Annotated in this window: 12 protein-coding genes; 6 read left to right on the top strand and 6 right to left on the bottom strand. The window is 45.8% G+C overall.

Annotation, left to right across the window (positions count from 1 at the left end):
- The first annotated feature begins 100 nt into the window (after window positions 1–100).
- On the top strand, window positions 101–250 hold the full coding sequence (locus tag QUA83_RS22860) for a hypothetical protein (protein WP_333296055.1): 150 nt from the start codon (window positions 101–103) through the stop codon (window positions 248–250).
- 138 nt (window positions 251–388) lie between these two features.
- Complete coding sequence (locus QUA83_RS22855) at window positions 389–550, top strand: hypothetical protein (protein ID WP_333296054.1); 162 nt, start codon at window positions 389–391, stop codon at window positions 548–550.
- 118 nt (window positions 551–668) lie between these two features.
- On the opposite strand, the gene QUA83_RS22850 is transcribed toward QUA83_RS22855, so the two are convergent.
- Window positions 669–1292, bottom strand: coding sequence for a type II toxin-antitoxin system antitoxin SocA domain-containing protein (locus tag QUA83_RS22850; protein ID WP_333296052.1), 624 nt, complete (start codon window positions 1290–1292; stop codon window positions 669–671).
- Window positions 1293–1331: 39 nt separating this feature from the next.
- Between QUA83_RS22850 and QUA83_RS22845 the strand changes: the two genes are divergently transcribed.
- Together QUA83_RS22845 and QUA83_RS22840 are read left to right on the top strand one after the other, a co-directional pair.
- Window positions 1332–1817, top strand: coding sequence for a DUF6883 domain-containing protein (locus QUA83_RS22845; protein WP_333296050.1), 486 nt, complete (start codon window positions 1332–1334; stop codon window positions 1815–1817).
- 8 nt (window positions 1818–1825) lie between these two features.
- Window positions 1826–2050 (top strand): DUF4926 domain-containing protein, encoded by a 225-nt coding sequence (locus tag QUA83_RS22840; RefSeq protein ID WP_333053374.1) that lies wholly within the window; start codon window positions 1826–1828, stop codon window positions 2048–2050.
- A 230-nt stretch (window positions 2051–2280) separates the two neighbouring features.
- Here the strand turns inward: QUA83_RS22840 and QUA83_RS22835 are convergent, their stop codons facing one another.
- The 5 genes from QUA83_RS22835 to cysC all read right to left on the bottom strand — a co-directional run bounded on the left by QUA83_RS22835 (window position 2281) and on the right by cysC (window position 10621).
- Window positions 2281–3918, bottom strand: coding sequence for an acetolactate synthase large subunit (locus QUA83_RS22835; RefSeq protein WP_333296048.1), 1638 nt, complete (start codon window positions 3916–3918; stop codon window positions 2281–2283).
- Between the two features lie 148 nt (window positions 3919–4066).
- On the bottom strand, window positions 4067–5434 hold the full coding sequence (locus tag QUA83_RS22830) for an NAD-dependent succinate-semialdehyde dehydrogenase (RefSeq protein ID WP_333296046.1): 1368 nt from the start codon (window positions 5432–5434) through the stop codon (window positions 4067–4069).
- Window positions 5435–5861: 427 nt separating this feature from the next.
- The gene (locus QUA83_RS22825) at window positions 5862–8186 is read right to left on the bottom strand and encodes a polysaccharide biosynthesis tyrosine autokinase (RefSeq protein WP_333296043.1); all 2325 of its coding nucleotides are present in this window, start codon (window positions 8184–8186) and stop codon (window positions 5862–5864) included.
- A gap of 142 nt (window positions 8187–8328) precedes the next feature.
- Complete coding sequence (locus tag QUA83_RS22820) at window positions 8329–9810, bottom strand: SLBB domain-containing protein (protein ID WP_333296041.1); 1482 nt, start codon at window positions 9808–9810, stop codon at window positions 8329–8331.
- Window positions 9811–10096: 286 nt separating this feature from the next.
- A complete protein-coding gene (gene cysC / locus QUA83_RS22815; RefSeq protein WP_333296038.1) occupies window positions 10097–10621 on the bottom strand; it encodes an adenylyl-sulfate kinase in 525 nt (174 codons plus the stop codon).
- 327 nt (window positions 10622–10948) lie between these two features.
- On the opposite strand from cysC, the gene QUA83_RS22810 reads away from it, so the two are divergent.
- On the top strand, window positions 10949–12751 hold the full coding sequence (locus QUA83_RS22810; RefSeq protein ID WP_333296036.1) for an FAD-dependent oxidoreductase: 1803 nt from the start codon (window positions 10949–10951) through the stop codon (window positions 12749–12751).
- A 98-nt stretch (window positions 12752–12849) separates the two neighbouring features.
- Window positions 12850–13077 carry a heterocyst-inhibiting protein PatX gene (patX, locus tag QUA83_RS22805; RefSeq protein ID WP_333296033.1) on the top strand — a complete coding sequence of 76 codons (228 nt, stop codon included), beginning with the start codon at window positions 12850–12852 and terminating at the stop codon, window positions 13075–13077.
- Window positions 13078–13427 lie beyond the last annotated feature (350 nt).

Genomic DNA, 13427 nt, shown 5'->3' with positions numbered 1-13427 from the left:
TGAGACAGAAGTGTTGGGTGTCGCTAAACAATCAAAAAATAGGATATTTCCTACTTAGTGTGATTAAATATAGGCGTTATTTCAGTTGCAATGAATATCCATGCAGTTCAAAAGGAACGAGAAATTAGATCAGAAATGGGCTGAAGCTGGTGGCGAGAATATGAGTCAGTTTATCGCCTTTGTCAAAGAACTCGAAACTCAGATAGAATCATATTGTTTCCGGTTGCACGAGGGACATGATACAGAGTAAACGGCAGTCATGTTTCCCTACCGCGATTAATTCTAGGGAAATAGGACTGCCCAAGGCGTGTCAACTTAAGGTATAACCCATAGTTCGGCTCTTGTTGAAACCGCTTCCTCAAAGCGAAAGTCCTTGCTATGAGGACTAATGAGTTCTTCAGTCCTCCAAGTGGAAACAAAACTCTACGGAGAGATTGAGAAGCAAATTGCAGTGGCTCGCCAGAAGCAAGAGGAAGTGATTTATGCTTCTAATACTTGGGTAAAACAATTGGCAGAAATCCGTAAGGATTTTGGTCTGATTATCCGCTAAATCACGAAGGCCACAGCTAATCCGAATACTTGAATCTGAGAAAGCGCGATCGCCCTTACATCCCAAATTGTCAAAAAGCACGCGCGGCGCAGCTATCCCGTAGGGAATCGCCCTTATATTATTTAGAGAAGAAACGGCCCGAATAATATTTCTTCATCGATTCGTGATAAATAATCCCATGACAAGATTCGTCTTTGGGCAAATCCCCTCTCGCTTCCAGCCAATGTTTTTCACTGCAAATCATTCGTTCCAAAGTTTCATCATCATACTCAAAATATGCCTCCGCAACTTCCTCGATAAATTCCCCAATCTTTTGGGGAAGTTTCGGTTGTTCGATTTTCTCTGTAATTGGTTTCCCACTAAATTGTCGTTGATACTTTTCTAATAAATCAGGAATCACCGGCCCGTGAATTCCTGCTTGAAAATCTGCATCAAATAGTGGCTTGCCGTAAACTCCTAAATACCAAGCTTGAGCGTAATACATGAGTTTTTGTAGCTTGTAGGCGTTGATTGCTACATTAGTTTGGGCGGCTAACCAAATAAAAGCATTTGCAATATCTTGCTCACTCACTTTTACTGAATTACCGGGAACCGCAACAACTTTCAGTTGACCTTCGCCTATCTGTTCCAATAGTTCCGAAACTGACACGTTAAATTCTGCGGCAATTTGCTCAACTCTTTGCCAAACTGGAGAACTCACAGTTATTTGATATTCATTTTTTGTTGAGATAGCTTCAGTCATAGCCGTCCTTAGAGCTGACTTAAATAATTCTAGCAAACAGTGCGGAATAATGACGTAATAGCGATCGCCCATCCCAACCCAACTTGTCAAAAAGCAAGCGCGGCTCAGCTATCCCGTAGGGAATCGCCCCTGCTTGACCGATCGCCTCAACTCTGGTTAATATACAAGAGTAAGCTTTGGAGAGAGTGCTTGAAACTGCCCAATTATGAAAGAGCAGTCGTTCCTGAAAAGAAAATTACCGAATATCTGCTCTCACTCACCCACCGCGACGGGAAAAGCAAAGCAAAATTTTTTTTACGGTTTGGTTTTTCAGTTGATGCTTGGGAAATCATGGCAACTGCCTTGCTGCGTCATGCCGCCGACCATGAATTAGCTAAAATTGAAGAATCTCCTTTTGGCAGTCGGTACGTTATTGAAGGAGAAATGCTAGCAGCAGATGGCAGAAAACCCTTTGTGCGTTCTGTTTGGTTTATTGAAACCGGAGGCGACACTCCCAGGCTAGTAAGTGCCTATCCACCAGATTAAAAAATAAAATGATTCAAGAACTTGACAGCATTGTTTTAACAATTGATATCCCCGAAAAAAAATTAAGCCAAGGCGATATTGGCACAGTTGTTTTAGTACATCAAGGTGGGGTAGGATATGAAGTAGAATTTGTTACCTTGACGGGGAAAACATTAGCTATTATTTCACTCTTTAGCTCCCAAGTCCGTCTCATAGGTGATAGAGAAATTGCTCACGCCCGGATGCTAGCTTGAGCGTTATCTAAATGGAAGCAAAAACATTATGAACACTCACAGATTCACAGGCATCATTTACAAAGAAGAAGATAGATACATTGCCGAATGTCCAGAAATCGACACAGTTGACCAAGGCGAAACCATAGAATAAGCGATCGCCAATCTTAAACAAGCTACAAAACTCTATCTCGAAGAATGTCCATTATTAGAACCCCGACTTATTAAATAAGCCGGGGATCTAGCTACTCTTACAAATTGCAACTCATATCCCCAGATAATTGACTGAAACGCGCATTTTCCCGATAGTCTACCGGACAATCAATCACGCAAGGGACATCTTGAGCCAGGGCTTCTTTCAGAATCGGAATTAAATCGGTTGCAGATTCCACTCGATAGCCTTTTAAACCCATACTTTCCGCAAATTTCACAAAGTCGGGATTGCCAAATTTGACGAAATCCGAATGACCAAAATAATCTTGCTGCTTCCATTCAATTAACCCGTAACCTCCGTCATTAAATATCAGCGTCACAAAATTAGTACCGACTCGCAAAGCAGTTTCTAACTCTTGGCAATTCATCATAAAACCACCGTCGCCGGTGGCTGCTATTACTTTGCGATCGGGATAAACGAGTTTTGCAGCCACCGCACCCGGAATCGCAATTCCCATCGCCGCAAAGCCGTTGGAAATCAAACAGGTATTTGGGCGATCGCAATGATAGTGCCGCGCGATCCACATTTTGTGAGCTCCCACATCAGATATAAGAATATCTTCCGGGCCCAGGACTTGCCGCAAATCGTAAATGAGTTTTTGTGGCTTGATCGGGAAACCATCGTCGGCTGCATATTGTTCGTACCCAGCGCGAATATCCGCCCGCAATTGCTTAGCAAAAGGGTCTACTTTCTCCATGCGATCGGCACGCTGCAAAATTTCATTGAGGGAATCAGAAATATCCCCCACAACTTCTATAAGAGGAATATAACTGCTGTCAATTTCTGCTGGCAGAGATCCAATGTGAATAATCGGAATTTTTCCTTCTGGATTCCACTTTTTCGGGGAATATTCAATCAAATCGTAGCCAACAGCAATCACTAAATCCGTTTCTTCAAAAGCACAGCTAATGTAATCCCGTTTTTGCAATCCCGTCGTCCACAATGCCAAAGGATGAGTGTAAGGAATTACACCTTTGCCCATGAAAGTATTAGCTACAGGAATATTCAATCGAGTAGCAAACTGTGTCAAAGCATCGCTGCCGTTAGCGCGGATAGCGCCGTTTCCTACTAAAAGTAGAGGACTTTTAGCCTTGGAAATTGCTACAGCAGCTTTATTCAAGCTTTGGTAAGCGCCAAAAGTTTTTTCGCGGTTGTCTTTGGTGAGTGGCTGTCCTTCAGCCGGCATGGCTGCGATGTTTTCAGGTAAGTCAATGTGAACTGCTCCCGGCTTTTCACTTTGAGCTACTTTAAAGGCTTTGCGGACAATTTCTGCCGTCGTGCTGGGGCGAACAATTTGAGCATTCCACTTAGTAACGGGCGCAAACATAGCGACCAAATCTAAATATTGGTGCGATTCTATGTGCATTCTGTCTGTGCCGACTTGTCCGGTAATTGCGATTAAAGGAGCGCCGTCTAAGTTGGCGTCAGCAACTCCTGTCATTAAGTTAGTTGCACCTGGACCCAAGGTGGACAAGCAAACGCCGGCTTTACCGGTGAGACGACCGTAAACGTCTGCCATGAAAGCGGCGCCTTGTTCGTGGCGAGTAGTAATAAATTTAATTGAAGAGTTTCTCAGGGCTTCTAAAATTTCTAAATTTTCTTCTCCGGGAAGTCCGAAGACGTATTCGACGCCTTCATTTTCTAAACATTTTACCAAGAGTTGAGCTGTGTTCATTTCCGTTTTTCTCCTCGGTTAATGGGGGTTTTGGGTCTTTCTTTTTCAACCGATCGCAAAAATACTAAATGGGAATTTTTAACCGCAGGTAAACGCAGATAAACGCAGACTGATGTAGATTTGTGCGATCGGTTGATAGAGTGGGAGCTTATTTCACCCACACTGTTTTTATGTTAACAAATTCGTGCATTCCTTGGATGCTCAATTCGCGTCCGTAACCGGAGCGTTTGATGCCGCCAAAGGGCAATCTAGGGTCGGATTTTACTAAACCGTTGATGAATACCGCGCCGGCCTCTAGTTCGGAAATAAATCGATCGCTCTCTGAGTTTACTGTAGTCCAAGCTGACGCACCCAAGCCAAAAGATGTGCTATTTGCGAGGGCGATCGCCTCATCGATGCCTGCAACTCGGAATACTAAAGCTACGGGCCCGAAAAATTCTTCTTGACGGGCAGAGGCATTCGGCGGAATATCTGCCAGAATAGTTGGCAAGTAGAAATTGCCGGCATTCTCTGACAATGGGCGGCCACCTGTCAGAATTTTTGCTCCCGATTGGATGCAAGTTTGCACTTGATTGTCCAAGTCTTTGAGGATTGCGGGAGTAGCTAAAGGGCCGATATCGGTTTCTGGCAACATCGGATCGCCTACTTTTAATTGCTCGAATTTTTCCACAAATCCTGTGATAAATTCGTCGGCAATCTCTTCTGCTACAATAAAGCGTTTGGCGGCGATGCAAGATTGACCGTTATTGAGTATCCGGGATGTAACAGCAGTTGATAAAGCTGCTGCTAAATCGGCGCTGGACATCACAATAAATGGGTCGCTTCCTCCCAATTCCAGCACTACTTTTTTCAAATTTTTGCCCGCATTTGCTGCCAAACTTTCACCCGCTGGTTCGCTACCAGTGAGAGTTGCTGCTTTTATACGATCGTCCGCAACGATATCAGCTACTTTGTCGGCGCCGACTAACAAAGTTTGAAAAACTCCTTCGGGAAAGCCAGCAAGCGTAAAAATTTCTTCGATTTTCAAAGCGCACTGAGGCACGTTAGAAGCGTGTTTGAGCAAGCCGACATTGCCCGCCATCAGCGCCGGCGCCGCAAACCGAAAAACTTGCCAAAATGGGAAATTCCACGGCATAACGGCTAAAATAGGGCCCAGGGGTTGGTAGCGGACAAAGCTGCTGCTAGCGTCAGTGGTTGCCGGTACGTCTGCCATAAATTGAGCGGCATTTTTGGCGTAATACCGACAAACTAAGGCGCATTTTTCCACTTCGCCGATCGCAGATTTGAGCGTTTTACCCATTTCCAGGGTCATCATTTCAGCGTAAATTTCGCGATCGCGCTCCAAGATGTCTGCTGCTTTCTGCATCCACAGAGCTCTCTGTTCAAACGGCAGTTGGCGGTATTTCTTAAAAGCTTGCTGTGCTAATTCCAGCTTAGCTTCTATTACCTCATCCGCGATCGGCTCGAAAGTTTTCAGCGTTTCTCCCGTTGCCGGGTTGATAGTAGCAATAGCCATTGTTTCATCTCCTGTGTGAAAAACACAAAACTCCCTGCTAGTTTTGAGCCGAGGCAGGGAGTTGTATCAATGTATTACAAAATAGGAATTTACCAGCCACGTTTTCTTTCAGATTTTGCTAAGTTGCAAGTGCCGCGATTTGTTTAAATTTCTCTACTTTTTATTATAGTTCAGAGTCTCGATCGCAAATCTTAAGAAAATTTGTCTTTCTGAAATCACGCACAAATCACCAGAACACGCTAGACGGCCTGTTCTGTTCCACAAAAGTTAAATGTTCTTGTGGGGCGTCCCGCCCGCCCCAGACAGCTTGATTCACAATTAAAGGTGCAAGATCGAGGAAATATCTTGTCGGGTGTCCCGCCCGCCTTGCATTCTCAAGAACAGGCGCGACGGCCTGTTCCACTACACATTTCTCAATTCCTCTCCCTCAAACAGACTGTTCCTGGACGTAATCCTGCACGTAAGACTGATAGTAATACCTGCTACCTTTATCGTTATTCGCCACCATTCCCAACAGCGGAATCCCCGCCATTTTCAAATCTTCAAAAGCCAACACCAGCGCCTCTCGCTCAGTTTGATGCAGCCCTACTACCAGCATCAATCCATTAGTGTGAGCCGCCAACAAATTCGCATCCGCCAAACCTAAAAGCGGCGCAGTATCGTAAATAACTAAGTCAAAATGACTTGACAAAGCTGCCATTAAATGCTGCATTTTTCGGGAAGAAAGCACCTTTGTAGGATCGAGAGGAACCGGGCCGGAAGTTAACACAAACAAATTTTCATCGCGGGGCGATCGCACAATCACCTGTTGCACATCCACATCATCAGCAATCACATTGTGCAAGCCTTGCCAATTCGGTAAACCCAGCATTTCGTGTACCTGCGGGCGCCGTAAATCCCCATCCACCAACAGCACTTGCTGCCCCATTGCAGCCGCCGCCCGCGCCAGATTTACTGCTACCGTAGACTTGCCGTCACCTACTTGACAAGAAGTAATTACGCAAGAATTAATCGGAGTTTCAACGTTTAGTAAGCGAATATTCGCATTGAGCGATCGAAAAGCTTCCTGAAAAGCATCCGTCGGCATCGGCGAAATTGCCACATCCACCGGGCTTGTCTCAGCAGGAGGAAGTCTCAAAATTTTATCGCTAGCAGGAATTACCCCTAACAAAGGCAGGCGAATCGACTGTTTGACATCCTCTGGAGTTTGGAACACCGTTTTATTTTTAAACCGTTCCGCCAACTGCGCCGCCAGCATACCAAACAGCAAACCAGCCAATCCCCCCAAAGCCAAATTCAAAGGCATAATCGGAGCAACAGCCATCAACTCGCCATTTTTATAACGTGGAATTTCCGGCTTAGCAATAACTTCCCAAGCCACCTCTGTTTGGCCCACAGCTTCAAGCTGCAAAGCTTGCTGTTTGGCCAGCAAACTATTCAGCGTATTGTTAGTCAAATCCAACTCGCGCTGCAAATCCGAATAGCGCCGCAAAATCACCGGGAATTTTTGAGAGTATTGATTCAACTGCTTAGCAGCTTGTTCCAAAACTTGATTCCGCACACCCAGCACCTGAATTAAATTAGCAGTACCGATAAACTGCTCGATTAACTTAATCCGCACCGGATCTTGAAAAGTCAGCACTTGCGAATTTACCTTAGCCAAATCAGTTCCCAGAACTTGTTGGGCTTCTTTCTTCAACAAAGGAATCAGGTTCTTGCGCTGTTCTCGCAACAATTGCATTTGCGGAGTTTCGTCTGTAAACGTAGCTGAGTTAATGGCAATTTGCCCTTCTAATTGTTGCAATTGAGTCAGCATCCCTTGATAGCGGGGAGCTTGACTCAGAGCCGAGGCCATCAGCGCTTGCTTCTGGTTTAATCCGAGCTGATTTTGCAGATTGGAATAGAGCAATCTCTGCTGGTTGAACTGCGTTTGCGCGTCCAATCTTTGCGCTTGAAGTTGGCTGATTTGCTGCGAAAGCTGTTGTGTTTGAATTTGCGGATCGATGAAATTGTACTGCTGCCGCAATTTTTGAATTTCTGTTTGCAGAGCTTGTTGACGCTTTCGCTGGTTGGGAATTTGCGATTTCACAAAATCCAGAGTCTGACTAATTTGAGTTCTGGTATCTTTCACGCTATAGTTGCGGTAGCCTAGCGCAACTTTTTCCAAAACAAACTGAATTTTTTTCGGATCGTAATCCCGATATCTAACTTCGATAATCTTCGTATTTTTGAAGCGATTAATTGACAGCCTGGTTTCCTGAGAAAACGGCAAATTATCTGCTTTTTGGTTCAATAGGTAGTTGTAATTTATTTCGGGATACTTAGCCTGCAACTGTTTAATAATCGGCGACATTACTTGCGGGCTTTGCAAAACTTGAATTTGGGATTCGTAGTCAAAACCGCCTTTTTCTTGGGTCGCTGGGGCCGCTGGTTGCAGTTTCAGCTCACCGGAGTAGATTTTGGCTAAAGTATTTTGCGTAACCGCTGGCTCTACTAATAATTGAAAGCGCCCTTCGTACTCGCTTTTTTGATTCAGTGTCCAGGCGAAAACTCCGGTAGTCACTGCCGCTGCTACGCCGATGACTAAGATGGAGCGACTGCGGCAAACTTCCCAAAAACTTAACTCTTCTGCCTCGGTTTTGTTTCTGCCTAAAAATTGATCTTCTTCATAAAGCCCAGAAGACATTTTTTGCAGTTCAGCGGCTTTTTTATGATTAAACAGTGCTACTGGAGATTGTTTCCCTGGTTTCATTTGATTTCTACAACTTATTAGTTTAAACGTCTGTATTGGTGGCGGAGTTCAGGAAATCGGTTGATTCCTAAATATTTCATTACCAAACCGCAATTTTTTCTAAAAAGCGGGTTTATGAGGTCTTAATGCCAGTCTATTCAACTCACCGAAAAATATCGAACAACCGAAATATTCCTAACAGGGGGCTGAGAGGAGCGAGAGTCCCGCCTACATTATCCGAGAACGTAGCGCGACCCGATCGCCTTACCATAATTACATCATTATTTTTCAGTTTGGGATTAGTTTCTTCATTGGCAGTTGCAGAAAAATCAACCTTAACAGTTAGCTGCGAAACGGTGCCGTTAGGATTGAGGCGAATTAAATTCACCGAATCCATTTCTGCCCGCGCTTTATTAAAACCTCCCGCTGCTACCAGCGCTTGATTTAAAGTAGTGTTGGGCAGCACCGCAATCGCTCCCGGTTTCACGACTTCTCCCACAATGTTCACCTTAATCGTATCCGGTGAAAAATTAGAATTAGCAACTTGTTCATCTTGGGTTTCATCGAGGTTTTCGGCTTTGGGAACGATTACCGTATCTCCCTGTTGCAGCGCTAAATCTTGGGATACATCTCCACCTTCCAAAAGTTGCCACAAATTTACATTAATAATTTGTTCTGTACCCGCCCGCGTCAGGCGGCGAACTTGTATTTGTCGGATATCAGCTACAGGCGTAATGCCGCCCGCCATTTTAATTGCCCTCGTTACAGTTTGCTGCAAAACATTTTCCCCGCCGTTGGTTTCGCTGGCAGCAAACAAACCCGAATTTTCACCCATTTCATTCTCTTGTACCCTACTTTGAGCCTCTTTTGCCAAAGTATAAGTACCGGGGCGAGTTACTTCGCCCACCACAGCAATATTAATTGGTTGAGTGCTTTGTCCGGTAATGTTAGCTACTGCTAAAGTCGGTGCTTCTTGGCGGTTGAGGCTAGTTACAGTGGGAATAAATATAGTATCGCCGTCGCGCAAAGTCATATCGGCCCGCAAATCGCCGTTTTGCAATAATTCCCACAAATCCACACTAATAATTTGTTCCGGTGCGTTGCGCTGGGGGCGGCGGATTTTGATTTGCCGCACGTCTGCTGACTGGGTAATTCCGCCGGCCATTCGCAGAGCCCGCGATATCGTTGGCATTTGAGTTCCCATTTGCTCTGCTGTGCCTCCGGGGCCTGCTGCTGAGGATATTGTATAGGCTCCGGGGCGGTTAATTTCGCCCGCGATCGCAATTTGCAAAGGACGTGCCGCTAGCAGTTTCAGGGTAATCCAAGGACGTTTAAGGTATTTGCCGTATTTGTCTTTAACAACATTAGAAGCTTGTTCTAGGGTCATCCCGTACACCGAAACGCTGCCAATTAAGGGCAAATTCAGGGAACCGTCTGCCTGTACTTGGTGTTGACCGTTGGGGCCACTGTATTCCGGGACGTTGAAGATGTCCATTTGAATACGATCGCCCGCTCCCAAAGTGTAAACTTCCGATCGTACACTTGAAGGTTCAGTTGCCGGCAATCCCGGCAATCCCGGCACTGCCGGTACTGGTACAGGAACAGGAGAACCCGCATCAGCAGGAGGAGGAGGAGGAGGAGGCATAAGCTGGGCCGCGGCAGGAGATGAACCCACCGCCGCGAGCACTGACACTGTTAAACTTTGGGCAATTAAACTTTTGACAGCATTGCTTGCCCAATCACCAAGCTTGCAGCTTTTGCTGGAAATGTCTCCCTGAGCCCCTCTCCTTGCAACAAAGGGGAGAAATTCTTCCCTTTCCCTCTCCGCGAAGGGGACACAAGGGTGAGATTTTTTCTCAAGTTGCACCTTGCGTGAATAACTTTTCACCACCATCGCTTTTTGCCCCTATCCTCATCCAAGCCCGCCAACATCAAATGTAACCCAACTCTTCTAACTTGCTTAGAACTTTTTTAACACTCTCTTCCACAGTTTCTCGCTCTGTGTAACAAATAATCTCAGGATTGAGCGGTTCTTCATAAGGATCGTCAATTCCCGTAAAACCCTTAATTTCTCCTGCTCTCGCCTTAGCGTATAGCCCCTTGACATCGCGACCTTCGCACACTTCTAACGGCGCTGTGATATATACTTCAACAAAATTGGGCTCCATTGCTCTAATTTCGTCGCGAATTGCTCTGTAGGGGCTAATAGCTGCTGTCATTGCCGCTACTCCATTGCGGCTCAGCAGGTGAGCTACAAATCCAATCCGCCGAATATTAGTATCTCGGTCTTCTTGGCTAAATCCCAAACCTTTTGACAAGTTGGTGCGAACGACATCTCCATCCAATATTTCAACTTTGCAACCTCTTGCCTTCAATTCGGGTTCGAGAGCTTTGGTGATAGTTGTCTTGCCGGAACCGCTCAGCCCGGTGAACCACAAAATAAAACCTTTTTCCATTTTCAGCCGTTAATTAGTAACTTGGAAATTATTAAGACGTAAAACTTTATAGATGCTGTTCCCTTTTTTCTATTATCGTTATTCGCGGTGTCATATTGCCAATATTTACGCGCCAAAAATGAGAAATCAAAATTTGCGATCGCTCATGCAGTCATTTAGTAAAAAAAGTGTGCGCTCGTTGTATAATTACCGATTTATTATTTGTCAAGTCTTTAGACAGTAAAATTCAATTCGCGATCGCCAACGCCGAAGATATATCCGTAGTGCACTCATGACCTGACTGAGCCTTTCGCAATCTAAAATCTAAAATCTAAAATGGTATTGCCCATGTCTTCGGTCTTAAAAGCAGATGTTTTGGTAGTCGGTGGCGGCACCGGCGGCACTGCAGCAGCCGTGCAAGCAGCCCGCCGAGGTGCCAAAACTATTTTAGTCAGCGAATTCCCCTGGCTGGGAGGAATGCTGACAACAGCAGGCGTTGCTGCCCCCGATGGCAATGAATTAGCAGCTTTTCAAACCGGTTTGTGGGGCGCGTTTTTGCGGGAACTCCAGCAGCGACAGCCGGGAGGTTTGGATTGGGGCTGGGTAAGTTTTTTTACTTACGATCCCCGCATCGGTGCTGAAATTTTCGCTGATTGGGTTAAATGTTTGCCGAACTTACAGTGGATTTGTGGACAAAAAGCTCAAGATGTGCTATACGAAGAATCTCGCATTTCTGGCGTTCGGTTTGCAGATTTTACGGTTTCGGCCAAAATCACTTTGGATGCAACGGAATTGGGAGATTTGCTGGCTTTAGCGGAAGTTGGGCACCGCTGGGGTTGGGAATTCCAAGCCGAGTGGGGAGAACCCAGCGCGCCGACTGCCTCTAATGCTCTCACAGAGCGCTATTCGGTGCAAGCTCCGACTTGGGTGGCAATCATGCAGGATTTTGGTAAAGGTGCTGTTGCCCCAAAAATTCCCGCGCCGCCTATTGAAAATCCCGATCGATTTATCGGTGCTTGGGACGGTTACACTCCCGAACAATTTCTCAATTACGGCAGGCTGCCAGGGGGATTGTTGATGATTAATTGGCCGATTCGAGGTAATGATTATGGTGAAGGAGTCGATCGACTAATTGCATCTGAAGCATCTCGACAAGAATTCCTCCAAGAAAGTCTCTGGCATACTCAAAGTTTCGCCCGCTTCATTCAAACGCAACTCGGCCCCCGCTACGGCCTAGCACAAAATATTTTCCCCATTTCAACGATCGACAATCAACAAAATTCTTCCCTTCTTTCTTCCTTTGCCTTACATCCTTACTACCGAGAAAGTCGGCGCTTGCGAGGGATAAGTACAGTCACAGAACAAGATATTTTGCCTATTGTCGGTGGCAGAGTCGCGAAGTTGCCGATTAATTCTGAGGGTATTTGTGAAACAATTGCGATCGGCAACTACGCCAATGACCACCACTACCCCAGTGGCGACATTCCCTTGCAGCCCAAATCGATTCGCTGGGGCGGGCGCTGGACGGGAACTCCGTTTACCATTCCTTACAGCGCGCTAATTCCTGCGAGTACAGACGGTTTGCTAGTCTGCGAAAAAAATATTTCCGTCTCTCACATCGCCAACGGTGCAACTCGCTTGCAACCGACGGTAATGAATATTGGACAGGCGGCGGGGATGGCGGCGGCTTTGTGCGCGGAATCTGGATGTCAGCCGCGGGAGTTGCCGGTGAGAGTTTTGCAGGAAGCTTTGCTGCAAGATTCCGAGGCGAGTGCGGCGGTTATTCCTTTATTTAATTTGACACGGGATCGATCGGACTGGCTGGACTGGCAACGCTATTATCTCGATCGACCCCAAGCATATCCCGCCAGTGGCGAATGTCAGGAGTCAGTAGAGAAACAAAGCAGTCAAACAGCAAATACACACAGCCAATTTTCGGGCATTTTCCGCCGCCTCGGCGAACAAGACTGGACACTAACGCTGACAAGCCCCGCATCTGCGGCCGGTCAAACTTGGCAACTCGTGACTTTGGACTCCGAAACCGACAGATTTTTACACAATTGCGAAACCGAAAAGCCTCTGACTGTATGGGGCAGGCTGAATTCGGCAGGTGCTTGGCTGCAGGCGGGATCAGTAGAATTGAAGAGGTAAGGTTTTTTGCATAGATCCGAAAAATTCACAGAAATTTATCCTGATCGATCGGGGAGGGTCCGTATCAGTTAATAGACAATGACACGGATACTAACCCCATGCAAACTTACACACCAATTGCTTTACACAGTCTTTTGGGCGTTACTTTGAGCGCCACTGTCGTTCGAGCCTTTGAATCCCTCGTCGGACTGCTCGAAGTTGCCACCACTCCATACATTTTATCCGCCCAAACCGAACAAAGGGGCGATCGTTCTCCAGAAAGAGGCAGCGGACGCCGAGAGTTCCTTGAGTCTAATCTTTACACTCATCCACTACAAGCATTTTAATGACATTGGACGAAAGCGATTTCCGTTATTGAGTTAGTTTCTGCCGCCCGTGTCGAGCGCTCAATCTGATTTCCTGGGATGCTAGTTTTTCAGGTTTCCAAGGCAACTGCATTTCTTGTTTACAGTCATTAGGATCTTCTTTTATGTGAGTGATGATAGCATATAAACCTTAAACCGCCATCTATCGGGAGATTGAATCTCGTATTTGGCGGTTTTGTATATTATTGCAACCTTCTGGGTAGTGCAATTAGGATTTTTTTTATTAGTGAAGCCGGCTCTCCTGAACTTATGGTTATAAGTTTATCTAATCAGACCAGCAAGCTAATACGCGATTCCTAAAATTATTAAAA

Origin of the sequence: Microcoleus sp. K1-B1 (assembly GCF_036704705.1) — a bacterium.
Classification (GTDB): Bacteria; Cyanobacteriota; Cyanobacteriia; order Cyanobacteriales; family Microcoleaceae; genus Microcoleus.
The sequence above is the reverse complement of the archived record's forward strand: the minus strand, read 5'-3'. Positions and strand labels throughout refer to the sequence as shown.